This window comes from Rhodococcus cerastii, from assembly GCF_033042195.1.
Taxonomy (GTDB): Bacteria; Actinomycetota; Actinomycetes; order Mycobacteriales; family Mycobacteriaceae; genus Rhodococcoides.
Genome location: NZ_JAWLKF010000010.1, coordinates 153,163 through 178,767 on the forward strand (window position 1 = coordinate 153,163; position 25,605 = coordinate 178,767).

At 60.2% G+C, this 25,605-nt stretch carries 21 protein-coding genes and 1 pseudogene; 18 read left to right on the plus strand and 4 right to left on the minus strand.

The annotated features are described in order from the left end of the window. Position 1 precedes the first annotated feature (1 nt). From R3P93_RS17785 to R3P93_RS17805, 5 genes are read left to right on the plus strand one after another with little or no spacing between them, the layout of a single operon-like run. Positions 2-1,426 carry a hypothetical protein gene (locus tag R3P93_RS17785; protein WP_317533605.1) on the plus strand — a complete coding sequence of 475 codons (1,425 nt, stop codon included), beginning with the start codon at positions 2-4 and terminating at the stop codon, positions 1,424-1,426. 23 nt (positions 1,427-1,449) lie between these two features. Then, on the plus strand, positions 1,450-2,010 hold the full coding sequence (locus tag R3P93_RS17790) for an acyltransferase (protein ID WP_317533606.1): 561 nt from the start codon (positions 1,450-1,452) through the stop codon (positions 2,008-2,010). Between the two features lie 17 nt (positions 2,011-2,027). Next, complete coding sequence (locus tag R3P93_RS17795) at positions 2,028-3,143, plus strand: acyltransferase family protein (RefSeq protein WP_314145163.1); 1,116 nt, start codon at positions 2,028-2,030, stop codon at positions 3,141-3,143. Continuing rightward, entirely contained in the window at positions 3,140-4,336 is a 1,197-nt protein-coding gene (locus R3P93_RS17800; protein WP_317533607.1) for a hypothetical protein, read from the plus strand. Before R3P93_RS17795 ends, R3P93_RS17800 begins: the two co-directional genes overlap by 4 nt. Beyond that, entirely contained in the window at positions 4,333-5,424 is a 1,092-nt protein-coding gene (locus tag R3P93_RS17805; protein WP_317533608.1) for an acyltransferase family protein, read from the plus strand. Before R3P93_RS17800 ends, R3P93_RS17805 begins: the two co-directional genes overlap by 4 nt. On the opposite strand, the gene R3P93_RS17810 is transcribed toward R3P93_RS17805, so the two are convergent. Further along, on the minus strand, positions 5,315-6,514 hold the full coding sequence (locus tag R3P93_RS17810) for a lipase family protein (RefSeq protein WP_317533609.1): 1,200 nt from the start codon (positions 6,512-6,514) through the stop codon (positions 5,315-5,317). The two genes, R3P93_RS17805 and R3P93_RS17810, sit on opposite strands and share 110 nt — an antisense overlap. Before the next feature lie 363 nt (positions 6,515-6,877). Between R3P93_RS17810 and R3P93_RS17815 the strand changes: the two genes are divergently transcribed. Continuing rightward, positions 6,878-7,783 carry a cellulase family glycosylhydrolase gene (locus R3P93_RS17815; RefSeq protein ID WP_394855326.1) on the plus strand — a complete coding sequence of 302 codons (906 nt, stop codon included), beginning with the start codon at positions 6,878-6,880 and terminating at the stop codon, positions 7,781-7,783. Between the two features lie 18 nt (positions 7,784-7,801). Here the strand turns inward: R3P93_RS17815 and R3P93_RS17820 are convergent, their stop codons facing one another. Then, a complete protein-coding gene (locus tag R3P93_RS17820) occupies positions 7,802-8,992 on the minus strand; it encodes an alpha/beta hydrolase family protein (protein ID WP_314145168.1) in 1,191 nt (396 codons plus the stop codon). Between the two features lie 158 nt (positions 8,993-9,150). On the opposite strand from R3P93_RS17820, the gene R3P93_RS17825 reads away from it, so the two are divergent. Then, a complete protein-coding gene (locus R3P93_RS17825) occupies positions 9,151-10,611 on the plus strand; it encodes a polysaccharide biosynthesis tyrosine autokinase (RefSeq protein WP_314145186.1) in 1,461 nt (486 codons plus the stop codon). Between the two features lie 21 nt (positions 10,612-10,632). Next, positions 10,633-12,672 (plus strand): acyltransferase family protein, encoded by a 2,040-nt coding sequence (locus R3P93_RS17830; protein WP_317533610.1) that lies wholly within the window; start codon positions 10,633-10,635, stop codon positions 12,670-12,672. Positions 12,673-12,686: 14 nt separating this feature from the next. Here the strand turns inward: R3P93_RS17830 and R3P93_RS17835 are convergent, their stop codons facing one another. Further along, positions 12,687-13,145: a hypothetical protein gene (locus R3P93_RS17835; RefSeq protein WP_314145170.1), complete on the minus strand. Its 459-nt coding sequence runs from the start codon at positions 13,143-13,145 to the stop codon at positions 12,687-12,689. 374 nt (positions 13,146-13,519) lie between these two features. Between R3P93_RS17835 and R3P93_RS17840 the strand changes: the two genes are divergently transcribed. The 8 genes and pseudogenes from R3P93_RS17840 (at position 13,520) to R3P93_RS17875 (ending at position 22,083) form a co-directional block, all read left to right on the plus strand. Next, the gene (locus R3P93_RS17840) at positions 13,520-14,719 is read left to right on the plus strand and encodes a glycosyltransferase (RefSeq protein WP_317533611.1); all 1,200 of its coding nucleotides are present in this window, start codon (positions 13,520-13,522) and stop codon (positions 14,717-14,719) included. A 22-nt stretch (positions 14,720-14,741) separates the two neighbouring features. Next, on the plus strand, positions 14,742-15,014 hold the full coding sequence (locus R3P93_RS17845; protein ID WP_317533612.1) for a hypothetical protein: 273 nt from the start codon (positions 14,742-14,744) through the stop codon (positions 15,012-15,014). Between the two features lie 24 nt (positions 15,015-15,038). After that, a pseudogene (locus R3P93_RS17850) lies at positions 15,039-15,158 on the plus strand (sugar transferase); the annotation flags it as partial. A 373-nt stretch (positions 15,159-15,531) separates the two neighbouring features. Then, positions 15,532-16,224, plus strand: a complete 693-nt coding sequence (locus R3P93_RS17855) for a hypothetical protein (protein WP_317533613.1) — start codon at positions 15,532-15,534, stop codon at positions 16,222-16,224. Positions 16,225-16,583: 359 nt separating this feature from the next. Continuing rightward, a complete protein-coding gene (locus R3P93_RS17860) occupies positions 16,584-17,903 on the plus strand; it encodes a UDP-glucose dehydrogenase family protein (RefSeq protein WP_317533614.1) in 1,320 nt (439 codons plus the stop codon). Between the two features lie 585 nt (positions 17,904-18,488). Further along, the gene (locus tag R3P93_RS17865; protein ID WP_394855330.1) at positions 18,489-19,982 is read left to right on the plus strand and encodes a sugar transferase; all 1,494 of its coding nucleotides are present in this window, start codon (positions 18,489-18,491) and stop codon (positions 19,980-19,982) included. Positions 19,983-20,068: 86 nt separating this feature from the next. Further along, positions 20,069-21,091: a GDP-mannose 4,6-dehydratase gene (gene gmd / locus R3P93_RS17870; protein ID WP_317533615.1), complete on the plus strand. Its 1,023-nt coding sequence runs from the start codon at positions 20,069-20,071 to the stop codon at positions 21,089-21,091. 5 nt (positions 21,092-21,096) lie between these two features. Further along, positions 21,097-22,083 (plus strand): GDP-L-fucose synthase family protein, encoded by a 987-nt coding sequence (locus tag R3P93_RS17875; protein WP_317533641.1) that lies wholly within the window; start codon positions 21,097-21,099, stop codon positions 22,081-22,083. A gap of 64 nt (positions 22,084-22,147) precedes the next feature. Here the strand turns inward: R3P93_RS17875 and R3P93_RS17880 are convergent, their stop codons facing one another. Further along, positions 22,148-22,690, minus strand: a complete 543-nt coding sequence (locus tag R3P93_RS17880; protein WP_317533642.1) for a YdcF family protein — start codon at positions 22,688-22,690, stop codon at positions 22,148-22,150. 187 nt (positions 22,691-22,877) lie between these two features. Here R3P93_RS17880 and R3P93_RS17885 point away from each other — a divergent pair, with 187 nt between their 5' ends. Both R3P93_RS17885 and R3P93_RS17890 read left to right on the plus strand, forming a co-directional pair. Continuing rightward, complete coding sequence (locus R3P93_RS17885) at positions 22,878-23,774, plus strand: nucleotidyltransferase family protein (RefSeq protein WP_317533616.1); 897 nt, start codon at positions 22,878-22,880, stop codon at positions 23,772-23,774. A gap of 96 nt (positions 23,775-23,870) precedes the next feature. Beyond that, complete coding sequence (locus R3P93_RS17890; RefSeq protein WP_317533617.1) at positions 23,871-25,595, plus strand: ABC transporter ATP-binding protein; 1,725 nt, start codon at positions 23,871-23,873, stop codon at positions 25,593-25,595. Positions 25,596-25,605: the final 10 nt, after the last annotated feature.

Sequence of the window (25,605 nt, forward strand, 5' to 3'; positions counted from 1 at the left end):
CGTGACCATGTATGCGCTCGCACGCCGTTGGGACCGTCATCGCGCTGCTGTCGTCCTCGGCCTGAAGCTGTGCGGGGCCGCTTTCGTTGTCTTCTTCTTCGCGGTGATGGGGTCGTCACTGAGCTACCAGATGTACATCGTGTTCTTGTTCGTGCTGATGGCCGCCATTGCATGGCGTCCCAAGACATCTTTGGTAGTCGCGGCGCTGATCACCTGTTTCGGTGCGTTCGTGCGGCGGATCCTCGCCGAGGACGGACGCATCGACGCGGATCCCTTGGTCCTGCTTCCGGTCCTGCTTGCGGTTGTGGCCCTGCTGTATGCGGACAAGAAGTACGACGGTCCACGCGACATCTGGCAACGGCTCGTGTACGTGACGGTCGGCGTGTTCGTGCTCGCAAACTTTGCGCACAAATTGTTTGCGGTGCCTTCGCTGTTCACGCTCATCGTGCAGTGCTCCATGCTGCTGATCGTGGTTCAGGTTCGCGGTGGTCGGTTGCCCGATGTGTGGGACACCGTCGAGAGGCTGCTGCCGATAATCGGAACCGTCGTGGCGGCGTACGGCATCGCGCAGTTCTTCCTTCTGTTCGAGTGGGATCGGCTGTGGATGCTCTCGTCCAAGCTCAACAGCATCGGGCAGCCGTTCGTTCAACAGCTCCGGGTGTTCGGGACAGCCGAGTCTCCCGCGTCTTTCTCGGCGGTGCTCTCGGCGGCTCTGTTGGCTGCGATCGCGAGAATCCGTGCGACCAAAAATCTTGCGACACAGGTGTTTCTATTGTCCGGCATGGGTGCGATGGCGTTCGCGCTCGTGCTGACGGGAGTGCGGTCGGCACTGCTCGGCCTGGCTGCGGCTCTCGCGTGGATGGCAATTTCCGGACGCGGCGGGGTCAGCCGAGTTGTTCCTGTCGGAATCGCAGTGGCGGCGGGGTACCTGGTTGTCACCGTGGTGGGCAGGTTCGGTGACGATTCGTCGATTCTCAACGCCAACCGACTGACAGAGTTCGACGCCAGCACCGACGGTTCTGCGCAGACTCGCCTCAAGCTGCTTCAGCTGGCACCCGAGGCGATGCTGTATCCGCTCGGCAAGGGTGGTATCGCCGGAGGCGGCACGGTGAACTTGGACAACATGTTCGTCGACGTCTTGTTCAAGGCAGGCCCGTTCGTGGCGATCGCGGTGGTCGCCCTGTTTGTCAAGGTCATGATCGACGCCTTGTCGATTCGACTGGATCCTTCTGCCACGGGCGCGTCGTCGGTAGCCGTGTTCTTCGTGGTGTTCAGTCTGAGTCTCAATCCGTTCGCGACTGCGAACGGACTGATCGGTGCTTTGGCGTTCGGATCGGTAATGCGAACAGCATGGCTGGCCAGGCGTAAGAAATCTGATCAGCAGCGGACTATGAAGAATCTCACGGCGGTGGAAGTGCCGACGTAGCGGATGTTTCGTATTCTCATCGAATGAGAGAGAACGGAATAGTGGGAGAACTGCGTCGGTTCGCCGTCGAGACCCGCGTGGCTTTCGCGAATTTCGTGTTGCGGATCCCGATTCAGCGGTTGCGAAATCTGTCTGCCCGAACGTTGATGCGTTGGGTTGTCGGTCGCGATGTCGTGATCGGGCGATGGACGTTCGTTTCGGATCTCGGGGGAATCGAGATCGGCGATAACACCAACATCGGATACCACTCGCACCTGGACGGTCGAGGCAAGATCAAAATCGGTTCGTACGTGGACATGGCTCCGTTCGTCACTATCCACAGCGGTGACCACGATCCCAACGACCCCGATCACGGCACGCGATACCGACCTACCACGATCGGTGACCGGGTGTGGTTGTGCACCGGCGCGACGGTCATGTCCGGTGCAGTGCTGAAGGACGGTGTCGTCCTGGGTGCCAAGGCAGTCGCATTCGGCGTTCTGGAAGAGAACGGCATCTACGCGGGTAATCCGGCGAAACTCATCAAGCATCGCGATCCGGGTGGCCAGAAGAACTTGAAACCCTACCGTCGCTACTGGATCTAGGGGCAGGGGGAATCGCTGTGGTCACAAAAGTACAACCGCCGACAGTCGGTACGGGTCGCGACAAGAGAATTCCGTCGTTGGACGGGATCCGCGGGTACGCGCTTCTGACCGTCATGGTCGTGCACATCGTGCTCTTCCGGCTCACGGCGGACACCCCCGCTTACGTTTCGGTCCACCACATCGGGATGGTGGCAGTTTCGACCTTCCTCCAGCTCTCGGGTTTTTTGATCACTCTCGTTCTCATTCGCGAGAAGCAGCGCTCGGGGTCGATCTCGTTGAAGAACTTCTACGTTCGTCGGGCCGTGCGCCTGTGGCCGGCGCTGTGGGGTTTGGTCGGCGTCACGGCATTGCTCGGTGCGTTGGGATACGTCGAGGTGGAGCCGATCAATCTCGCGTCCGCGCTGTTGTTCGTCACCAATTACTTGGATCAGGGGACAGACGCGGTTCTGGGGCATACGTGGACGCTCTCGCTCGAAGAGCAGTTCTACCTCGTGTGGCCGGTGGTGATATTGGCTATCGGGTACAAGAACTTGCCAAGGGCCCTGGCCATTGCAATTGTGGCTGCGCCGCTTGTACGGGTTGCCAGCTATTTTCTGCTGCCGGGCTTGCGCGACACGATGATCTACCAATTCCATGTTCGGTTCGACACGTTGGCCGTGGGCTGTCTCCTCGCCCTCGTCTGGCATACCGAACGCGTTCAAAAACTTCTCACCAAGCCGTGGCCGATAGGATTGGTGGCGGTCTTCGGGCTCATCGTGTCGTTGTTCGGTGAGGTGCTCCTGGGTAAGAAGTTCATGCTGGTTGCAGGCTTCTCCATTCAGAACATCGCTATCGTCGCGATCATTGCAATGGCTGTCTACCATCACGAATCGCTCGTTGGGCGGCTCTTCAACTACAAGCTGATCAAGTGGCTGGGAATCGCAAGCTACAGCATGTACCTGTGGCAGCAGATGTTTCTGCTGACACCGTGGGGCATCCTTCAGTACTGGCCTGTTGGGCTTGTTGCCACCCTCATCGTCGGCACGTTGTCCTACCAGATCTTGGAGAAACCGTTCATGAATCTGCGTAACCGTAAGCGAAAGCAGGCCGAAGGATCGGTACCGTTGGCTGCCGACGTCGCGGTGGACAAGTGAAGTCACGCGAGCTGTCACCTCGGGTGACGACGGGCATCTACGTCGGATGTGGAGTGGTGACCGGGATCGCCGTGTTCGCGAAGGCGGAACTGATCGGTTCGCTGCTGCCGTTGCCTGGACCGATCTTGCTCGTGGTTCTCATTGCAGCGTGCGCGCTTCCGTTCTTTCATCGCTACTTTCTCCGATTCGGACGTTGGTTGGGGCCGTCGACCATCGTTGCTGTGCTGTTCATGGTCGCTGTCGTACAGCCACGCCTGGCATCCCTGCGCGGGGAGGGTCGAGGCAGCGACCAGGGCGAATGCTTGGCTGTGGGTGTCGATCGGATGCTCACCGGGCAGTGGCCGTACGACGCGTCTCAGATGTCGACGGGCAATGCGATGAGTTGCGGGCCCGGGTGGTTGGTGGCTCATGCGCCGGTAGCGGTGATCGGCTACCCGCTGACGATGTCACTGCTCATCGGACTGTGCCTGCTGGTGATCGGCAAAACGGTCGGCTTGGCCACGCTCAATCGTTTCATGGTTCTGCTTGCGCTGACGCCGGGGTTCTGGTTGTCGCTCGCCAACGGTAACGACTTCCTGACGTTCGGATTCGCGCTGGCGGCGCTGATCGCATTGTCGTTGTCGGACAACAAGGTTGCGTTGTGGATCCTGGTTCCTGCCACCATCGTCGTGTCCCAGTTCAGATTTCCGTTCCTCACTCTCGGCCTGCCGATGTTCTTCCGGCGTGGGCACCGGGGAAGTTCGTTGCTGTTGGCGGCGATCAGTGCTGCGACAAGTCTGATCTGGTGGTTCGGCTACATGGTGTGGGATTCGCGGAGCTTCACCTACGACGGCCCGATGCACGTGTATTTCAAGTTGAATCGGATGGTTGGCGGCAATTTCGACATGGCCGTGTTCGTCGGGATCTTCGTCGTCGCGTCTGTGATCGTGGCATACGTGGCTACCTCCTTCGGATTTCCGGGGAGCCTGCTGGTCTATTGCGGAATCTTCGTTGTTCCCCTGTCGGCGCTCAACGTCGTGGAGGTGTGGCGCGCACATCCCGGCCTGCTGGACACAATTCAGTTCTGGGAGGGCACGTCGTGGATGACAGCTATGGTCTGCCTGGCCGGGTTCCTCGTGGCGTTGTCCGCCGGGCCCGAACGAACCGACCGCTCCCGTGATGCGTCGCAAGTGCGTTCCCCGGTGGAAAAATGACCGTGCGAGTCGATGCCGAGGCTCCGTCGACGACGACTCGGGCGCTGTGGATGGATGTGCTGCGCGGTGCGGCCATCTTCGCGGTCATAGTGCACCATGCTGTAGAGGCGCTTACGTGGTTCGATCGATCCGCACCGCCGATCCTGTGGCAGTTGAACAACATCTTGTCGCCGTTCCGTATGCCGATGCTGATCTTTCTGTCCGGCATGTTGCTCGGAAGGTCACTGCAGAAGCCGTTGCGCCGGTTCGCAAGTGGCAAACTCCGTCGAATCGCGTGGCCGTACGTCGTGTGGTCGCTGATCACCGTCGGGATGGTCGGTCAATTGGCACCCGGCCCACTGGTGCGCATAGCGGTTCAGCCGGAGCTGTACACGTGGTACCTGTGGTGTCTCCTGCTGTTCTATACGGTCGCCTTCGTATTGAAAAAGGCTCCCCTCTGGGTTCTGGCCTCGAGCTGTGTGGTCGCGCTCGGGTTGGCGACGACCGGATTCAACGTACGTCCGTTCTACCTGTGGCCGTTCTTCATCATCGGCTACTGGGCCGCCCTCAATCCCGGCATCTGGCGTGCGATCGGCCGAAACCGATTCGTCCTGCCGCTACTGATTCTGATCACGATCGGTACTTCTGTCGCGAGCTTTCTCGGTATCGACATTCGGTTCCACCCCGCATATGCGCTGCTGGTGCTTTGTGCGATCTGTGTGGCGACCGCATCCGGCTTCACTGTCGGTGACGGTCGGCTGGCGAGAACGCTCGTGTTCGTAGGATCGAACTCGCTCATCTTCTACTGCATCCATTACCCCGTGATGATCGGTGCCGTACTAGCGGTGAACGCCGCGGGCATACGCACCGCCTGGGTCGCGTTTCCGATCTATATTGTTGCCGGCACACTCGGAGGATTTGCGGCCACGTGGATGGTGCGCCGCTGGCCGAAGACGCGGGTTGCCTTCGAGCTTCCGCCGCGCCGCTCCGCGAACAAGGTCAGCAAGAGTTGGTGGGAGAGGCTCCCGCGAATCTTTCGGCGAGGAAATCGACGGAAGGCGTCGGGTCCACGGCGTGCCCTTTCCCGGGCTGCAGGATCGACTCGATGATGTCCCCCTTGGCGCATGCCTCGGCGACCGACGCGGTGGTCCAGGCGGGCAGGACCGTGTCGTCCTCGTCGCCGTAAATCACCAGCATCGGTGCCTGCGTCGGAGTCTTCGGCAATGCCCTTTCCGTCAGCACGGTCCGCAGTGCAGTTTCGGATTCAGGGGTCGAGGGTGCGAAGTCCAGTGCGTAGATCTGTCGGCCGACGGCGTCTATGGCCTCGGGGTTCACGTTCAGACACGTGGTGAGTAGATCCTTTTTGGCCAGTGCTTCACCGTGGATGTAATCGCCGAGTTCGATGGTCGGGTCCGATTCTGCCAGCGTCTCGAGCAGCATCGGCATGACGAGCTTCTGAGCACCGGTCAAGGTGCCGGCAACGGCTGCGTCGACGAGCCCGGTGGCATCGGTGATCGGCGAGAGTGCCACGGCCCCGACCAGATCGAGTCCGGTGCCGTAGGTCGAGCTGAGTTCGTTTGCTGCCCAGGCTGCTTGACCGCCCTGCGAGGCGCCGTACGCGACCCATCGGGTGGAGGTGTTCGGTACCAGGTAGCGGGCTGCGCGGGCAGCATCGATCATGTTGTGGCCTGCGGTGTTCGGTTCGAGGTAGGGATGGATGTCGCCGGCCTGCACTGTGCCGAGGCCCTGGTAGTCGGGCAGGACAGTGATGTATCCCTTGCTTGCCAGAACGGCAGCGGCCGCGGCACCGCCCATGAGTGTCGGGTCGTTCGACGGACCGCATTCCGGTTTGATACCTGTGGTTCCGTGTCCGTACACGACTACCGGCCACCCGCCTTGCGGTGGAGCGGAACTCGGTACGACCACGACGGCGGAGACAGTCTTTTCGGTTCCGTCGATACCCGAGGTGGATTTGTAGAGGACCTTGCGAAGCGCTGCGCCTGCGAGTGGCTGGTAGTCGGTCTCGAAAACTTCCGAGGACACGATCGCGCCGCGATCGTCGCCTGCAGGCGGAGTGGGGACTGCGCCGTCCAGATTTACCTGTGGACTGCTTCCACTCGAACATGCCGTCACCGATAAGGCCACCGCGAGAACCGTCGACAACAGGGGGCGCTTGGCGCTACGGGTACTCGAATTCAATTGCTGACTCCTCGTCGATCTGTTCCGTTTGCGTCCAACGCTGCGGCGCGGAGTTGCACATTGGGGCACCGGGGGTGCCGTCTCTATGTTAGAACTAAACCAGTTGGGCCCCAGTCTTCGGACTGGGGCCCATCGGCGTGTTCGGGGGGAAAAGACCGTAGGTCACCGAACAGTAAGGATCAGAACGCCATGCGCATCGAACGATTCAAGTTTCAGCGACGTCTACGATCGCCAGCGCGAATAGCGGGCATTCTGGCGATTTCGGGCCTTTTAACCATCAGTACGGTTACCGATGCTCGAGCGCAGAATCAAGGGGCTGGCCTCAAGCCGTTCGGGTTCTCGAACGGATCGACGGTGTACACGATGTCCGACGCGGATCTGGGTCGTGAGATGGACGGCATCCGATCCGTGGGCGGATCGTGGATCCGTCTCGAGATCAGTTGGCAAAAGGTGGAACCGGTTCAGGGCCAAAGAAATTGGGCTCCGATCGACAGACTGGTCAATGCTGCGTCCGCCCGCGGGTTGGCGATTCTGGGTCTGCCGACCTACGCGCCGGCCTGGGCGACGAACCCGCAAGCGAACGCGTGGACCCTCGGGTCGCCGCGGAATCCGGACGAGTTCGGCAATTTTGCCGCCGCTGCTGCAACGAGGTACGGCAATCGCATCTCCACCTGGGAGATCTGGAACGAGCCGAACCTGGCGTACTTCCACAATCCCTCGCCTACCGGGAAGAGTTACTTGCCAACTCTGAAGGCTGCCTACACTGCGATCAAGGCCGTGCAGCCGCAGTCGACGGTGATCGCTGCCGGGTTGGCGAACTCTGCCGATTGGGCCTTCGGATCGTCCCCGTTCACCTTTGTGCGGGCCCTCTACAGCAATGGCGGCAAACCGTTCTTCGATGGGTTGGCGTTGCATCCTTATCCGGCGGGGGTTACTCCACCGGCAGGTGTGTATTGGGCTCAGATCAGCCAGGTGTACGCGCTGATGAACTATCACGGCGACGGTGGCAAGAAGATCTGGATCACCGAGTTCGGTGTCCCGACGCAGACGAACGGGGCCAGTGAAGCCAAGCAGTCGGAGATCGTGCTGGCGGGTCTGAGGGAGGCCGGCAAATTGCCTTACGTCGCCGGGGTCTTCATTCACACGTTCCGCAATACCGGAACCAATGCGGGGGATGCCGAGGCGAACTTCGGACTCGTCAGGCGTGACTTTTCCCCCAAGCTGGCGTTCGACAACATTCGTGCTGCAGCAGGGCTGTCGGTGGGCTGATGTCGATCGGTCCGGGGCCTACTCCAAGATTCCTGGGCATTGCTCGCCTCGCGGTTGATTTTCCATCCGCGAGGCGAGCCAGTCCAGGGCGGGCACCGGATTGACGGCGTGGCCGGCCATCGGTTGCTGCAACAGGTCGATCGACGCACCCTGGCTGCAGGCCTGTTCGGCTGCGCCTTCGATCCACTCGGGCAATACGAGTCCGTCGTTTCCGCCGTAGATGATCAGCATGGGAGCGGGTGAGATCGCCTTCGGCAGTCGGATCGCTTCCAGCCAGGAATTCAACCTGTCGGCCGCGGCCCGGTCGGCGGGCTCGAACTCACCGGGGTTCGATTCATTGAGCACGCGGTCCTTGTCTCTCTGATTTTCACCGGTGCAGCTCTGCAGCATCGGCAGGGACTCGAGCGGAGCGCCGTCAACGAAGTTCTGCACGTCGACGTCCGGATACGCGGTGGCTATTCCGGCGACGACGAGTGGATAGACCGAAAGTTGCTCGGCGGTGAGGGTTCCGTTCTCGGCGGCAGGTCCCAGCCCGGTGAGATCCGCGGCCGGGGACAGCGCGATGACGGCTGCGAGATCGAGTCCGGAACCGTAGGTGGCAGACTCCTCGTTTGCTGCCCACACCGCCTGGCCTCCTTGCGAGCCGCCGTAGGCAATCCACCGTCCTGAGGCTCCGGGAACGAGACTTCGAGCGGCTCGGACGGAGTCGATGACGTTGTATGCGGCGGTTTTCGGCTCCAGGTAGGGATGGGTGTCGGGTTCACCGAGCCCCTGATAGTCCGTCGCGACCACCACGTAACCGCGGTCGACGAATGCAGCCACCGTCGAGGCCAGACCGGACAGTCCTGGATTGGACGACGGGGCGCAGTCCTGTGTGATGCCGGTGGTGCCGTGCGCCACGGCAGCGACCGGCCACCCGCCGAGCGGAGGCGTGCCGATGGGGACAGCAACAACGGCCGAGACAGTGTGGCCGTCGGCGTCGAGGCCTGATGACGATTCGTACCGGATCCGTAGCAGAGACGTCGTGTTGTCGGCGAGCGGCAGGTAGTCCGTCGCCCACGGGGCGAAGTCCACGATGCCGCCGCGCGGCTCGGGTTCCGGGGCGTCGGCCGATCCGTACTCTGTGTCCATTGCTCCGGAAGCGCATCCGCTGCCGAGTAGCGCCATGATCAACAGACCGAAGAATCGCGAATTGTTCCGCAGTTTCATGGCGTGGAAATCTCCAGTTCGTTAACACGGCAATAAGTGACGAAATGAATGGGAACCGCGTCACAAATCGGCGAGATGAGATCTAGATCTCGTCTGAATGGATGTCGTTCGGGAGCTCACGAAACGAAATTCGTTCTTATACTACTTCGGTGGACATCATGGATTACCTACGGGCGCTGGTCAAAAGATGGTACGCCGTCGTAGCAGCGCTGGGCATCGGGCTGGTCGGAGGATACGTAGGGTTCATGGTCGAGACACCCACGTACGCTGCGACGTCGCAGTTGTTCGTTTCTACAGGCGATCAGGGCAACGTGGTCTCGGCCTATCAGGGCAACGCATTGGCGCAGCAGCAGGCGTCGTCGTTCACAGCGCTGATCGTGGGCCAGCAGGTGTTGAGCCGTACCGCGCTGCAGCTGGGTCTCGATGCTGCACCGGGTGAGCTGGCCGGGCAGGTGGGTGTCACACTTCCCACCGGCGGCGTGGCATTGACGATCGCCGCCACCAGTGACACCGGTGAAGGTGCACGGGATCTGGCAGACGCGGTCGCAGAGAACGCAATCGGCTACATCAGCGAGCTGCAGTCGCCACCGGGTGCACCGCCTTCCGTCGTGAAGGTGACGCAGACGGAGTTCGCCACACTGCCGGGGACCCCGATCGCACCGAGTCTGTTCCGGTACCTGGCACTCGGCGGTGGCGCGGGTCTTGTGGTCGGTGTGGCAATCGCGATGTTGTGGTTCCGTCTGGACAACAAGGTTTCCTCACCCAAGGACGCTGCCACTGCTGTCGGCGCGCCGCTGCTCGGTGAGATTCCGCGTGACCGCAAGCTCGGTTCGACGGGGCTGGTCGATTTCGATTCCCGGTCGTCGGCCACTGCAGAGGCATTCCGCAAGCTGCGCACGCGTGTCGGCTACTTGTCTTCCTCGAACGCGGCGCTGGTGGTCACGGTGACCAGCGCCACTCCTGCCGAAGGTCGTACCACCGTCGCTTTGAACCTTGCCAGGGCTATTGCAGTCAGCGGTTCGAGAACGGTCTACGTCGAAGGCGATCTTCGAAATCCCGACGCCGCGGTTCTGCTCGGTGTCGATGGAAGTCGGGGACTCACACAGGTCCTCCAGGGTTCGACAACGCTGGAGGATTCCGTGGCGGTCACCGACGAGGGCTTGACCGTGTTGACCGGTGGCCCTGCTCCTCTCAACCCGAGTGAGTTGCTCGGGTCGGTCGAAATGGCAACGGTGATAAGCGATTTGCGTGCGAGCTTCGACTACATCATCATCGATTCGCCGGCTGCCCTGGCCGTCACTGATGCGGCCGTGATCTCTACGCACGGCGACGTCAGTGTTGTGGTCGTCGGATTGAACAGGGTGTCGGTGGCAGATCTGGAGTCGCTGACCAACAGCATCCCGGACCCAGCCGGCGTGATCGCAGATTTCGGCAAGGTGGAAGCGGTGGTACGAGCGGCCCAGCCGCCCAGTGCCCCGGTCGAAACCAGCAGGAGGAGCAAGAAGAGCAAGACCAATCGCTACAGCGGAGTCTCCGAACCTATGGTCAAGTTCGAGGCCGATGCCGGCGTGGACGATTCGAGCTCGGGCCATGCCGTGTCTCGCGCTTCGAAGCACTGATCGACCGGCGGAGACTCACCGTTGGCCAAGCATGCCGTCACTGATGCTGTTCTGTATCCGGCGGCAAAGCCCAAGGTACCCTTTCGGCGCGATATCGAAGGACTTCGCGCATTAGCGCTGCTCCTGGTGGTGACGTACCACGCGGGTGTGGGGCTGTTGCCCGGGTCGTATATCGGGGTCGACATCTTTTTTGTCATCTCGGGCTTCCTGATCACAGGTCTGTTGATGGCCGAGGTGACCAAGACGGGGAGTATCTCGTTACGGACGTTCTATGCCCGACGAGTCCGTCGACTGTTACCTGCCGCAACGGTGGTCATCGTCGCGACGTTCATTGCGTCGAAGTTGCTCCTGCCTCCGCTGTTGTTGACGCAGGTTGCCAAGGATGGTCTCGCGAGCGCGTTCAACGTGACCAACATGTGGCTCGCCTGGATTGGTACCGACTACCTCAGCGATACCACTCCGTCTGTCTTTCAACACTATTGGTCTTTGGCCATCGAAGAACAGTTCTACCTGGTGTGGCCGGTGATCTTCCTGCTCAGTGTGAAGTGGGCGCGAAACAGGCGGGCCAGTGTGGCTATCGTGCTGGGGATTCTGGTCGCGGCGTCGTTTCTTCTGTGCGTGTGGCTCACCGGGGTTTCCCGAGCCTGGGCATTCTTCGCATTGCCCACGCGCGCATGGGAACTCGGCGTGGGTGGGCTACTTGCTCTGGCGTGGCCGTGGGTCTCTCGCATCTCCACCCGGTCCAAGATCGCGGTCAGCTGGGCGGGCTTTGCGCTGTTCATCATCGGCGGACTGACGATGAACAGCTCGATGGCCTTCCCCGGTTGGCTGGCACTTGTTCCTGTGATCGCAACCGCGGCGGTCATCATCGGCGACGGCGAGGGGAGGGGTGCAGCGTTTCTTCTCGATCGCGGTCCCATGAGGTGGCTCGGGCGTATTTCGTACTCGACGTATCTGTGGCATTGGCCGCTGATGATCATCCCGGCGATCATGTGGAACCGGCCCCTGACTCTGCCGGAGGGGCTGGCGCTCGGGGTGTTGTCCGTCGTGTTGGGTTGGCTCGGCTACACGTTGGTCGAAGAGCCGATGCGGGCGCTTCCGGTACTGGTGAAGAGACGATCGCTCAATGCGGTGTTGGCTCTGGTCCTCACGGTGACAACGGTGGTGGCCGGGCTGGGCCTGTCACGGGTGCCTCAGTTGTACGGAGGGGGCGACGCGGCGGTGCCCACAGCCGCCGATGTCGCGAGTGGAAGTTTGTTCCCATCGAGTGTTCCGCGCAACGTCACTCCCTCGTTGGAGGCCTCGTTGGACGACATTCCGGCGGTGTACGGCGACGGTTGTGAAGCGCAGTATCTGGACGTGACCAGCAAGGAGTGCGTTTACGGAGACGCCGATTCCGACTCCGTTCTGGTGATGTTCGGCGATTCCCGTGCATCGCAATGGTTCCCGGCACTCGAGGCCTACGCAGTCGCGCGCGGTATGCGGCTGGTGGCGATGACGAAGTCCGGTTGCACCCCGGCCGATGTACCCATCGATGCGTATCAACTGGATCGGCCGTTTCCGGAATGCGACGCTTTTCGTCGTAATGCCTTGGCCGAGATAGAGGATATGAAGCCGGCGATGGTAGTCGTCAGTGGCTATGCCGCAGGCTATCGAGACCTGTACGCGGGCTCCGGTGAGTTCGAGGTCGACTATGTCTCGGGCTTCGCCCGAGTGCTGTCAGAGCTGGCCGGATTCACCGAGGTGGTCGCTATCGGTGACACTCCAACGTGGACGCGGGCACCCGCGGTGTGTCTGTCGGCAAATTTGGACGACACGGCCAGTTGCACGCTGGATCGGCGAGACGCCATGGATCCTGAGCTCGATTCGGCGATGGAATCGGTGACCAACGAATCGGGTAGTACCTTCCTCGATGCAGCCGATCTGCTGTGTTCGGTCGATTCGTGCTTCCCGCTCGCAGGAAACGAGCTGCTCTACCGCGATGACCGCCACATCTCGGCGACTGCAGCGCTGACTCTGGCCCCAGCGGTGGGTGCCGCGTTGGACAGTGCCGGCCCGTAGGACCCATCGATGCGTCAGACCGGGCCGAGAACTTGATCTCGCAAAACTGTGCCGATCATCGCGCCTTCCGGCGACATCGTTGTGACGCAGACATATTCGGTCTTCTCACGTGTGTTGGCGAGGTTTGTCGAGTCGACGGTGCCGATCACCACCCAGTCGTACTCACCTGTGTAACCGCCGGTGCGGACACTGTTGGTGATCTCGGGGTCCACGCCCTCGCGTTGGGCGCGCTGTTCCCCCCACGATGCAGATTGGGGTGCAACCAGTTTGCCCAGTATCTGCTCCTGGCACGCCAGGATTGCGTTCAGCTCGGTGTCCTCCACCGGAGTAACCGGCGCTACGGCCGCGGCCTCGCTGGTGGTGGGGTAGCGAACGAAATCCGCCGCACGTTCGCTTGATTCCGATTCTTCTGCGCAGGATGCCGTGAGAAGGGCGCAGGACAGCATCGTCAGAAGAACGGCCTGTGTTCGCATGGTCTGTGCATACCGCACTTTCGAGTCTGGTGCAGATCTTGTGATCTCTAACATATCCGTTGTGAAGAATACCGTGGTTATCGGCGCGCCTGCGCTTTCTGATGAGCACTATTCACCAACCTTAGGTACCCTAACCCCGGTACGGATCATCCAGGAAACACGACCCGCGGCCATTCGATCGCGGATACGGACGGATCCGCTTGCGTGTCCAGTGTTGTCAGCTTGTTCGGCTCGGTTCGACCCGTGATTTGTTTCACCACGAAGTGGAACACGAGATGTGATCTGTGTTTGCGTCGGGGCGATGCAGCCAGAGAGGTTTTTCAATGGACCGTGGTCCCGCAAATCCCGTAGTCGGTTCGGCTCCGGGTGATGGTGTGCTTGTTCATGAATGGATCGAAGAATCGGGTGGAGCCGAGAAGGTTTTGGACGCCTTCGCCGAGCTGTTCCCGGGTCTGCCGATTTTCTGTTCCTGGGACGACGCGCCTGGCCGGTACCCGAGCAATCCGGTACGGGAGAGCCTTTTGTCGCGGACCCCGCTGCGTCACAACAAGCAGCTGGCGATGTCCGTTCTTCCCCTTGTCTGGCGGATGCTCGATGTGGATCGATACGACTGGATGCTGATCAGCTCACATCTGTTTGCACACCACGCGGGCAGCTACGGGCACACCGATCGGCGTCGTTTCGTGTATGTGCACACCCCGGCCCGCTATCTGTGGGCAGCACCGCTCGATCCTCGCGGGCAGAAGGCGCATGTGAAAGCCGCAGCCCCGGTATTTCGCCGGATCGACAAATCGCGCGCGCAGGCACCTGCATCGTGGGCCGCCAACAGCCACTTCATAGCGGATCGAATGCGGGACAGCTGGGGGCAAGAAGCGCACGTGGTGTACCCCCCTGTCGACGTGTCACGTATTCAGTCGGTCTCGGACTGGCGTTCGGAACTCACTGACGACGAATGCCGCATAGTGGATCGACTGCCCTCTGAATTCATCTTGGGCGCAGGCCGATTGGTGTCCTACAAGCGTCAGGACGCAGCCATCCAGACGGCCGCTCGCAACGGCGTTCCTGTGGTCATAGCCGGCTCGGGGCCTGACGAGGCCAGGCTCAGGCAGCTGGCCGAGGATCTCGGGGTGCACTCGGTGTTTCTCGGACGTGTTTCGGACCAGCTGTTGTTCACGCTGTACAGCCGAGCTCTGGTGTTCGCGTTCCTGGGGGTCGAGGATTTCGGAATAATGCCGGTCGAGGCAATGGCAGCGGGTGGCAAGGTTTTGGCCAACCGAACCGGGGGAGCCGCCGAGAGCGTTGTCGACGGAGTTACGGGTGCCAGCTGCGACATAGACGATTGGACCGATGTCGATGCTGCTCTGCATCGCGCCGCGAACGCCAGCCGCGAAAGTTCCATCCTGCGTGCGCGGGATTTCGACAAGGCGCGTTTCAAAACCAATGTGTTGAAGTGGATGGGCTTGGACAACGTTGTGACCCCAGTTTTCGGTAGCGCCCGCAGCGTGGACGACAAGGGGACCGAGGTAACAGAAGCCGAGGCCCCGAACAACGTCCTGAGTATCGACCACTCTTAGGGAGAAGAAAGGCGTTACGTTCATGATCGATTCGGAACAAGGGACTCTCGGCTGGTTGTTGCAAGAACGCGTCGAGCTCATTTCGCGCGCACACCTCGACCGTTCTGTGTCGATGCGGTCCGTATTGGCCGACGCCGTCGAATCGTATTACTCCGCGGTCGTCGAGTCCAGTGGTAGGGCCGACGCATTCGATCTCGGTGATGCCAACAGTCGGCACAGCCTCGCCGACTTTCTCTTCTCGTGTGTGCAAGCCGTCGAGGAGCCGGAGAATCCCCAGTTTCCTGTTCGTCGCTGACTGGCCCGCACGCGTCAGGTGTAGGTGCGATCTCGACTGCTCGTCGACCCGGGCGTGACCGGGCTCCGGCAGGTGAGTGGCCGGTCCGATCTGTCGTGGGGAGAAGGCGTCGGCCCCGATCTTTCCTACGTCGAGAACAGGTCATGCCCGGTGATTTGCTCGCTGGTTTATGCAGATTTACTCGAACAGTATTCACCTGAGGCGGGCAAAGCGTACTTCGATTCTTGTTCGGTCCTCTTTGCAGGCTGAACAATTGTTTTAATCAAGCTGGCCCGCGGATCAAGCTGCGTTTTGGGTCGCGTCCTGCGGTCGCCTCGTCGAATCGGAGCTGCGGTGGTTTGTTTTTTCACAGTTCTGGGCAACAATAGAAAATGTGGTTTTGGATAGGTCGAAAGAACCGAGATGTGCACCATCATCGATTGTGCAATCCACGAAACTCACGAACGTGCAATGAGATGGCCGCCCCGGAGGTTCAATGGAGATAGCTGATCCCCACTCCGAGGAATCCGAACATGCGATGGCGTTCGACGTAGCCACCGCGCTGGCGGCCATGGCGCGGGATGGCTATGCCGTTCTGCCACAGGTTGTCTCGGCAGCAACGGTGGATGCACTCGTGGAGTTCGTCGAAGCCGCGGTTGTATCTGCTGGCGGCGAGTATGTTCATTTCAAAGATTCCGATGCCTTCGGAGAGGTCCTTGCACGTGCTTGGCCGGAGGAGTCTCAGGTCGATCGCGTCATCAGAGGTGTATTTGCTGCAGGTGTGGGTCGTCCGGCCCCCGCTGGGCGGCCTTTCAGGGTGTTGCGTTGCATCTCCGGGCTGTCCGGTGCCAACCGCTCGCTGAACTTTCATTTCGATTCTTACGCGCTCACTGCAGTTGTGCCGGTGATGATCCCGTCGGACAGTCCGGGTGACCTCCTGCTGATGCCGAATGCGAGGCCGTTGCGCAGATGGTACGTCGCCAACCTCCTCGACCAGATTTTGGTATCGAATCGTATTGCGCAATCGTACTTTCGGCGTAAGTGGCGATCGCGCCCCGAGGAATTCGTGCACCTTCGGCCGGTGCCGGGCAACGTCTACCTGTTCTGGGGCTATCGCGCCCTGCATGCCAACGAACCGTGCCACCCGTCACGTACTCGCGCCACGGTCCTGCTTCATTACGGAAATGTGCACGAGCACAGCGCAATTGCGCGCGTGGTCCGATCGCGCTGAAAAGTCGACACACCTGGTGGAAGCAGGTGGTCGGACATGTTCGTATCATGGCCATGATTGCCGATGGCGTCGATGCGTGTACGAACTGAGCGACTTCATCCACCGCTGCGCCTAGGCCGTCGAAGAGCCGGAGAACCCGCAGTTTCCCGTTCGTCGCTGAGAAACCTTCCGTCTGCCGGCCGTTCAGCTGACTCTGTGACCACCGTCTCCTGGGTGACGACCGTGATCACCTGTGCTTACTATTCCCGTGTGTGCGCGTGGCCTGAAGGCGGTGTCCTCCAGGAACTTGCTGTGACGCTCCGTCACGGGCTCTTGTCGAGTACGCCATTGTTCAGTACGACTGACGGGGAATGAAGCAAATGCGAATCACAGTGTTCGGGACCGGCTATCTCGGTGCCACTCACGCCGCGTGTATGGCCGAGTTGGGTCATGACGTACTCGGCGTCGACGTCGACCCGGCCAAGCTCGCGAAGCTCGAAGCCGGTGAGGTACCATTCTGGGAGCCGGGTCTCGAAGAGGTGCTCAAGCGGAATATCGCGGCCGGCCGTTTGCGCTTCACGTCCTCCTATGAGGAGGCGGCCGAGTTCGCTGAGGTCCACTTTCTGGGCGTCGGTACGCCCCAGAAGCGCGGTGAGTATGCGGCCGATATGAAGTACGTCGACTCGGTCATCGAGACGCTGGCTCCGCTGCTGACGAAGCCTGCCGTCATTTTCGGTAAATCGACCGTCCCGGTGGGCACGGCCGAGCGATTGGGCCGGATGGCTCGCGAACTCGCTCCCGCAGGCGACGGCGTCGAGGTCGCCTGGAACCCGGAGTTCCTCCGCGAGGGTTATGCCGTCAAGGACACCCTGCATCCCGATCGGCTGGTTCTCGGAGTCGATCGCGCCCGTCCCGGCCGCGCCGAGGAGTTGGCTCGCGGGGTCTACGCGCAGTTGCTCGACGAGAAGATCCCATTCTTGGTCACCGATCTGGCCACGGCCGAGCTGGTGAAGGCATCGGCGAACGCATTCCTGGCTACCAAGATCTCGTTCATCAATGCCATTGCTGAGGTGTGTGAGGCTGCGGGTGCCGACGTCACCGTTCTCGCCGACGCCATCGGACATGACGAGCGCATCGGCCGCAAATTCCTCAATGCGGGGATCGGCTTCGGTGGGGGATGCCTGCCCAAGGACATTCGTGCGTTCATGGCTCGGGCCGGTGAACTCGGTGCCGATCAAGCTCTGACGTTCCTGCGCGAGGTGGACAACATCAACATGCGACGTCGTACCCGCATGGTCGAGTTGGCACGCGAGGCCTGTGGATCTCTTCTCGGTGCTCGGGTCGCCGTCCTGGGTGCGGCCTTCAAACCGGATTCCGACGACGTGCGTGATTCGCCAGCTTTGAATGTGGCCGGTCAGATTCAGCTGCAGGGAGCGTCGGTGAACGTGTACGACCCCCGGGCCATGCCGAATTCCCGGGCGTTGTTCCCGACCCTCTCCTACAGTTCATCGACGTTGGACGCCTGCGAGGGGGCAGACGTTGTGCTTGTTCTGACTGAGTGGAACGAGTTCAAGGAGCTGGTCCCAGAGGACCTCGATGACGTGGTTCGAGCGAAGTCCTTGATCGACGGACGAAACTGTCTGAGCCCCACTGTGTGGCGTGAGGCCGGCTGGACCTACCGCGGGTTGGGTCGACCTTAGATCTGGTGAAATCGCTAGATTATTGCGCGACTGCGCCATGCACAGATGATGAACAATCAAACTTCTCTCCATTCAATTGAATGAATATTGCATCAAATGCGCTTGCGTAACCCGTGGAAACACGGCAAGATGCTTGTTTGTCACAGTTTACAGGTTCTTTCGGTTTGTTTTGGTCAGGAAGTTTGACCGCTCCTTGGTGGCCGTAGGGGAGTGCGTTGGTCATCAAGTTTTCGTCACTCGTGCTTACGCTTTCCTGCCGGGCTTGCTGAAAGGCGCTGCGCTACTTCGATTGAATGACAGTCACGGGCATGTCGTAACGATCCGCAAGATCTTGCCGATTCTGCGGGTAAGCACTGTTTCTCACACGTCCGTCGAGGACACCCGATTGTGCTCCGTTATCAGTCTGTGATGCGATTCACTTGACAAGCTGTATCGCCGATAGCGTGCAAAACTTCAGAAGCTAGGTCGCGTAGCAATCTCTCGCCACTCCGGTGTCGAGTGGAAGCGGCGATATACAGGCAGTCGCCTGTATGTCGGTCAGGGGATCAACGTAGGGAAGGGGCGTCTGTGGCTATCAGTGGATCGATTCAGCAGACCCCGTGGGGGGCGGCGTCCGGTAGGAGGGCGTCGAGGAATAGACGCCTCACCATACGTCGGGTCTGGGAGCATCGGTACGTCGAGCGGCTGAGGTTCACCGACGTTGTGGTCGTGATACTCGCCGTGGCGCTGGCGCAGTACATCCGGTTCGGCGAAATCGAAATAACCGTCGCAACGAAGTCCATGATCAGCTACGCAACAGTCTCGGTGGGTCTGGCTGCTGTCTGGATCGCATTCCTCGCCATCTTCCGGACACGCTCACCGCACGTCATCGGTAGCGGGGCTGAAGAGTACCGCCGCATCGTATCGGCGACATTCCGGTTGTTCGGAGTCATCGCTATTGCCTCTCTCCTATTCCGCGTAGATTTCGCTCGGTTGTACTTGGCAATCGCACTACCTGTCGGCCTGCTGGGCCTGCTGCTCAGTCGCTGGGGTTGGCGCAGGAGCGTTGCAGCCAGGCGCCGCCGGGGCGAGTACCAAACCGCAGTGCTCATTGTGGGTAGCCGAAGGGCGGCTGTGTCGATGGCCCAGCAATTCGAGCGCTCACCGGAGGCCGGCTACAGCGTGGTGGGCATGTGCTTACCCGGGTACGAGCCGCAGCGCGATTCCGTTTTGGTCGAGGGCTACGAAATTCCGGTGCTCGGCGACGAGCACAGTGTGGTCGAGGCACTGGAAGCGTCGGGCGCGGACACTGTGGCCGTAACGGCCACGGAACACCTAGGTGACAAGGGCATCCGTAAGATGATCTGGGACCTCGAGAAGAAGAACGTCGATCTGGTTGTTGCTCCGGGAGTTGTTGACGTTGCGGGTCCGCGCCTGGTGATGCGGCCGGTGGCAGGGTTCCCCTTGATCCACGTCGAGAAGCCTCAATACAACGGTGCAACACGATTCAGTAAGACGTCATTCGATTTGCTCTTTGCCTTTGCCGTTCTGGTGGTGATTTCGCCGATCCTGCTGATGGTCGCACTAGCAGTGAAGTTCACCAGCCGGGGGCCGGTGTTCTATCGGTCGGAGCGAATGGGCATCGACGGCAAGCCTTTCGAGATGATCAAGTTCCGCAGCATGGTGCAGGATGCGGATGAGCAGGTCGACAAACTATTGGTTCAGAACGAGAGCGCAGGCGGTGTGCTCTTCAAGATGCGTGAGGATCCCCGCGTCACCAAGGTCGGCAAGTTCATGCGCAAATTCAGCATCGACGAGCTACCCCAATTCCTTAACGTGCTCAAGCGCGAGATGAGCGTCGTGGGGCCCAGGCCACCGCTGCGCCGCGAGGTGGAGACCTACAACGGTGAGGTTCGACGCCGGCTGCTCGTCAAGCCGGGCATCACCGGGCTGTGGCAAGTGAGCGGCCGATCCGATCTTTCATGGGAAGAGACTGTGCGACTTGATCTTTCATATGTAGAGAACTGGTCGATGGTGGGGGATCTGCTTATCATCGGTAAAACGGTACGCGCCGTAGCGGGTAGCAATGGCGCGTACTGAATGATCGCGAACTACTCACTTTCTGCGCAGCGGTTCGTGAGCCGAAGCCCTATTGTGCTGTATCTACCTTCCCATGGAGCTGACAGATGAAGCGTGCGTTGATTACTGGTATCACTGGTCAGGATGGCTCATATCTGGCAGAGCTGTTGTTGAGTAAGGGGTACGAAGTTCACGGGTTGATCCGGCGTTCATCCACGTTCAACACGTCCCGCATCGATCACCTGTACCAGGACCCGCACGACAAAGACGCCAAGCTGTTTCTGCATTACGGCGACTTGAGCGACGGCGCGAGACTGGTCACTCTGCTCACCGAGATTCAGCCCGACGAGGTCTACAACCTTGGTGCGCAATCGCATGTCCGGGTGAGCTTCGACGAGCCGGAGCACACCGGAAACACGACCGGAATCGGTTCCATTCGACTGCTCGAGGCCGTGCGCCTTGCGGGCTTGCAGTGCCGTTTTTACCAGGCGTCGAGCTCCGAGATGTTCGGTGCAACTCCGCCGCCACAAAATGAAGAAACCCCCTTCTACCCACGCTCGCCGTACGGTGCCGCCAAGGTCTACGCCTACTGGGTCACGAAGAACTACCGCGAGGCGTACGGCATTTTCGCCGTCAACGGCATCCTGTTCAACCACGAATCTCCTCGTCGCGGTGAAACATTCGTCACCCGCAAGATCACTCGGGCTGTCGCACGTATCAAGGCCGGTCTCGAAGAGAACGTCTACATGGGAAACCTCGACGCCATTCGCGACTGGGGCTATGCCCCCGAATACGTCGAGGGCATGTGGCGCATGCTGCAGGCCGACGAGCCGGACGACTTCGTTCTCGCCACCGGTGGCAACTTCTCGGTGAAGGACTTCCTCGTCGTGGCCTTCGAGCGGGCGGGCTTGGATTGGGAGAAGCACGTCAAGTTCGACGAGCGCTACTTGCGCCCCACGGAGGTGGATGCTCTCATCGGTGACGCAAGCAAGGCCGAAGCAAAGCTCGGGTGGAAGGCCACCGTGCACACGCCAGAGCTTGCGAAAATCATGGTCGACGCCGATATCGCCGCACTCGAACATGAGGGTCGCCCGTGGATCGACAAGCCCGCTCTGCCGGATTGGGCGTGAGCGCCATGACAACGGACGGTTCAGCAACCTCCGACTTCACGCCCGCTCCGCTCAATCGTGATGCGCCGTTCTATGTGGCCGGGCACCGCGGTTTGGTCGGATCGGCTATCTGGCGGCAGCTCGCAGCCTCGGGTTTCAGCGACCTGATCGGCCGCTCGTCGTCGGAGTTGGACCTCAAGGATCGTGACGCAGTGTTCGCGTTCTTCGAGGAGACCAAGCCTGCGACGGTGGTGTTGGCCGCAGCAAAGGTCGGCGGCATCCTGGCCAACAGCACGTACCCGGTCGATTTCCTCTCGGACAATCTACGCATCCAGGTGAACGTGTTGGACGCGGCATTGGCACAGAACGTTCAGCGAGTGTTATTCCTCGGGTCTTCGTGCATCTATCCCAAGCTGGCTCCTCAGCCGATCAAGGAGGAGTACCTCCTCACCGGGCACCTCGAGCCGACCAACGATGCGTACGCCATCGCCAAGATCGCAGGCATCCTGCAGATTCAGTCGGTACGCAAGCAGTACGGCTTGCCGTGGATTTCGGCGATGCCGACCAATTTGTACGGCCCGGGCGACAACTTCTCACCGAAGGGGTCGCACGTCCTGCCTGCTCTCATCCGTCGTTACGACGAGGCTCGCCGCGACGGCATCGAGACGGTGACCAACTGGGGCAGTGGCTCCCCGCGACGAGAGTTCTTGCACGTCGACGATATGGCAGCTGCGTGTATCCATTTGCTGGAGCACTATGACGGTCCCGATCAAGTGAATGTCGGTACCGGCGAGGACGCGACGATCAAGGAGATCGCCGGCATCGTCGCCTCGGCCGTGGGCTACGAGGGTGAAACCGAGTGGGACACATCCAAGCCGGACGGAACGCCGCAGAAATTGCTCGACGTGAACAAGCTGCGGGATGCGGGATGGAAGCCGCAGATCGACTTGGAAGCGGGAATTGCTTCGACGGTCGAGTGGTATCGAGAGCACGTCGACAGCGTCCGAACGTAGCCGAAGCAAAGGCCGACCTCGCGGATTTCGAGACCGTGTCTGCATCTCACACGAAAGCCTTCGTTCAGCACCTTCCCTGAATGAAGGCTTTCGTGTATCCCACATACTGGTACGCGTATTCAGCAAGCCAACGGGGAATCGAATATTGGTAGGTCAGGGCGACGGGAACCATCGTCGTCGTTCCGTCGAAGCATTGGCCGAAAATGTAGCCCGCACGCGGCAAGTGATAGCGCCAGGTGATGACCATCACGTGTGTCCAACCATTCTCGCGAGACAGCTGATTCGCGTAGATGGCCTCGCCTCGCGTGGTCAGCGGGTCGGGGACAAAGCAGAGAATCCGCACTTTATCGCTCGGCTCAGGGCAACGGCTGGGCTCTCTCGAATCGCTGGCACCTTGTGGGTCCGAAACGACAACTGTGTCGGTCAGCCCCTCTGCTGCGAGGCGCAGAGCGTAGTCGATTCTGCCGTCTTGATCGCCGCCGAGAACCACAATGGCGTCCACTGCAGTCGGCTCGTCGTAGCCGGCGTTCGTAAACAAGAAATAGCCGCCAATCGAGAACGCACCTACACACAGTCCGGCCACCGCAGCCAGCCTTCTCAGCGTCATCACCCGACAGAACTGTTTAAACCTTGGCGCACCTGTCGAATCTTAGCGCCTGCACAATCGCACTGGCTGAAAGCGCAGGGACGCACTGCGCGAGATTGTTGGTCTAACGCACTAGGCTCAGCTGAGCAGTGCCAAGTTTGCCAGCGGCCGCAATCAGATTGCAGGCTCTGATCAGAAAGCGCGACCGATGCAGCGAGAGCACATCATGGAACTCGTCTACCCGCTGATTGCCGACGTCGCGGAGAAGTCAGGGCTCCGGTGTGTGTTCATCAAGGGAACGACGCTACAGGCGCAGGGTCTGCGAACAAGAGTGGCTTCGGTCGATGTGGACGTCTGGGTCGCCCCGCACGACATGCCCGCGTTCATCGTGCGGATGGAAACGATGGGCTTCGGCCGCCGTGACCCGGCGTTGGCACTGTGGCATTCGACGACTCTCAGGAATGACGTGATGGGCGTCGAGGTCGATGCGCACCACTACTTTCCGGGGTCGGATTTGCAGCCGCACGAGTCGTTCGAGGTGCTGTGGGCCAACACTGAACGGAGGGCAATCGGCGGTAGACGCGTTGTCGTACCGAATGTTCTCGCCCACACGTTGATTGCGGCCATGCACGCTCTCCGGCCCGAGACCGGAGAAGTGTCGGCCGAGCGAGAGCTATTGCGGGCCCTTGAGTATCGCGAGCTTGTCGAAGCAACTGAAGCGCATCGAGTTCAGCCCCTGTTTCTCTTGGCGGCAGAGTGGAAAGTGCTGCGATCGACCTCCAAGTTTTTTGCGGATGTAGGGCTGGACGTCTCAGCTTTGGCTATCGAGGAACCCTCACCCGACTGGCGGATGCGTCATGTCGCGACGACGCGCACGAGTTTCTGGCTCATACAGATATCGGCGGCACCGTGGAGGAAGAAGGCCGGCCTGCTCGCAGCCGCGCTGTGGCCGAGTTCCCGCGCAATCGATTTCGGTGACCGATCGAACAGTCTGACTCGGCTGTCACCCCCGATGTCGAGACTTCGGCGAGCAGGTCGCGGAGTGGCAGACTTGCGGGCAGCTGCTCGCGACTATGCGCGGTACCGAAAGGGCACAGGGTTGTGATCAACGTGGCCGTGGCAGGTTTGTGGTCGAGACGTGTGCTGTATGGGTGACTCGCGTATCAAGAAAATCGGTGGTCTCCGATACATTGTCACCGCTGTGAGCACGGTCTTCGAGTCGGATCGGCGGGGTGCGTCCTTCGCATTCGTGTTACAAATATTGAGCGCTGCACTGGCGGTCCTCGTTGTATTTGCCAGCAAGCTCGCTCTGGACGCTCTGCTTGCGCCAGAGACCGGCAGTGGGTTGCGGTTGATTGCTCCGCTGGTTTTGCTTTCGGTCTGTACCGCGGGTGTCTCGTCGATCGCGGCGATCCAGGTTCAACAGCAGCGCGTACTGGGCGAACGTGTGTCTCAACGTCTGTGGTCGGATCTCCAGTCGGTGACTACCACAGTGGAACTCGAGTTGTACGAATCACCCCAGTTTCTGGGGACATTGGAACGGATTCAGCAGAACGCGCTGACGCGACCTTTGCAGACGGTGACAGCGATGTCCTCGCTTTTCGGGGGCGTGATCGGAGCGGGCAGTATGTGTATCGCGCTCGCCACGATCAATCCGCTCCTCGTTGCGTTGATATTGATGTCAGGTATTCCCTCGCTGTACTTTGCCGCACGTTCCAGTAGGACGGAGTTCCAGTTCGCTACTGGAGCGAATGTGATCGACCGACGGCGTTCGTATATCCGAATGCTGATGGGGATGAAGCCGAATGCCGCAGAGTTGCGATCATTCGAAACCACAGATTTTCTCAGTGCCCGTCAAACTGCCCTCAACACCGACTACTTCGTCAGACTGAAGAATGCAGCTCGATCTCGACAGTTCGACGCCGTCGCGACTGCAATTATCAACAGTGTTGCTCTGGCTTTGGCGCTCGGGTACGTGTTTCTACTTGTTTCTGACGGTGACCTCAGCGTGTCTTCGGCGGCTGCAGCGGCCGTTGGGTCCAGGTTGCTGGCGTCTCAGTTTTCCACCGCGTTCTCCTCAGTTGGTACGTTGGCTGAGGCTGTTCCCTTTCTCAAGGACCATCAAGAGTTCGTGCGTCAATACTCGCGCGCGATTCCTCTCACGGTACGTCAGGACGCCCCTCCTGCCGTACGCCTCGAGAACATCGCATTCAAGTATCCGGAATCGAACACCACTGCTTTACAAGACATAGACCTTGCAATTAGACCTGGTGAAGTTATTGCCTTGGTCGGTTCCAATGGATCCGGAAAGACTACGTTGGCAAAAGTGTTGGCAGGTCTCTATTCGCCACTATCTGGACGCTATTTATGGAACGGCGAGGCACTGGGGGACACTCAGATTGTCACTGCTTCTGTCGCATGTTTGTTTCAGGACTTTGTCGAGTATCATTTGAGTGTTGTCGAAAATGTAGCACTGTCAGATTTCGGTGACGACGATTTGGATGAGAGGGTGCATTCTGTCCTATCCAAGGCGGGTGCCACGGAGTTTGCGGCGAAGTTACCTGACGGGCTCGACACGCTACTCGGCAATATCTTCGAGCCAGGATCCGATCTATCTGGAGGCCAATGGCAACGGATTGCCATTGCGCGAACTCTGTATCGAGACGCGCCGATGGTCATTCTCGACGAGCCCAGTGCGTCTCTCGACCCACGTGCCGAATACGCCTTGTTTCAACAGATGCGTGAGACGCTATTCGGAAAAACAGCAGTATTGATTACTCATCGAATTTCGAGCGCGCGGTTGGCGGACACAATTTACGTCATGCATGAGGGTCGGATAGCCGAGAGCGGGACACACGAAGATTTGATGGCGCAAGCGGGGGAGTATTCTAAGCTTTTTCGTTTGCAGTCTTCTACATTCGATTGACGCTCGGTCA

Coding starts and splice junctions, on each gene's coding strand:
- R3P93_RS17845 (WP_317533612.1), top strand. CDS start 14,742: ATGATCGATTCGGAACAAGGGACTCTCGGCTGGTTGTTGCAAGAACGC.
- R3P93_RS17835 (WP_314145170.1), bottom strand. CDS start 13,145: ATGCGAACACAGGCCGTTCTTCTGACGATGCTGTCCTGCGCCCTTCTC.
- R3P93_RS17885 (WP_317533616.1), top strand. CDS start 22,878: ATGCAGCGAGAGCACATCATGGAACTCGTCTACCCGCTGATTGCCGAC.
- R3P93_RS17825 (WP_314145186.1), top strand. CDS start 9,151: ATGGATTACCTACGGGCGCTGGTCAAAAGATGGTACGCCGTCGTAGCA.
- R3P93_RS17875 (WP_317533641.1), top strand. CDS start 21,097: ATGACAACGGACGGTTCAGCAACCTCCGACTTCACGCCCGCTCCGCTC.
- gmd (WP_317533615.1), top strand. CDS start 20,069: ATGAAGCGTGCGTTGATTACTGGTATCACTGGTCAGGATGGCTCATAT.
- R3P93_RS17790 (WP_317533606.1), top strand. CDS start 1,450: ATGAGAGAGAACGGAATAGTGGGAGAACTGCGTCGGTTCGCCGTCGAG.
- R3P93_RS17820 (WP_314145168.1), bottom strand. CDS start 8,992: ATGAAACTGCGGAACAATTCGCGATTCTTCGGTCTGTTGATCATGGCG.
- R3P93_RS17815 (WP_394855326.1), top strand. CDS start 6,878: ATGTCCGACGCGGATCTGGGTCGTGAGATGGACGGCATCCGATCCGTG.
- R3P93_RS17855 (WP_317533613.1), top strand. CDS start 15,532: ATGGCGTTCGACGTAGCCACCGCGCTGGCGGCCATGGCGCGGGATGGC.
- R3P93_RS17860 (WP_317533614.1), top strand. CDS start 16,584: ATGCGAATCACAGTGTTCGGGACCGGCTATCTCGGTGCCACTCACGCC.
- R3P93_RS17880 (WP_317533642.1), bottom strand. CDS start 22,690: ATGACGCTGAGAAGGCTGGCTGCGGTGGCCGGACTGTGTGTAGGTGCG.
- R3P93_RS17805 (WP_317533608.1), top strand. CDS start 4,333: ATGACCGTGCGAGTCGATGCCGAGGCTCCGTCGACGACGACTCGGGCG.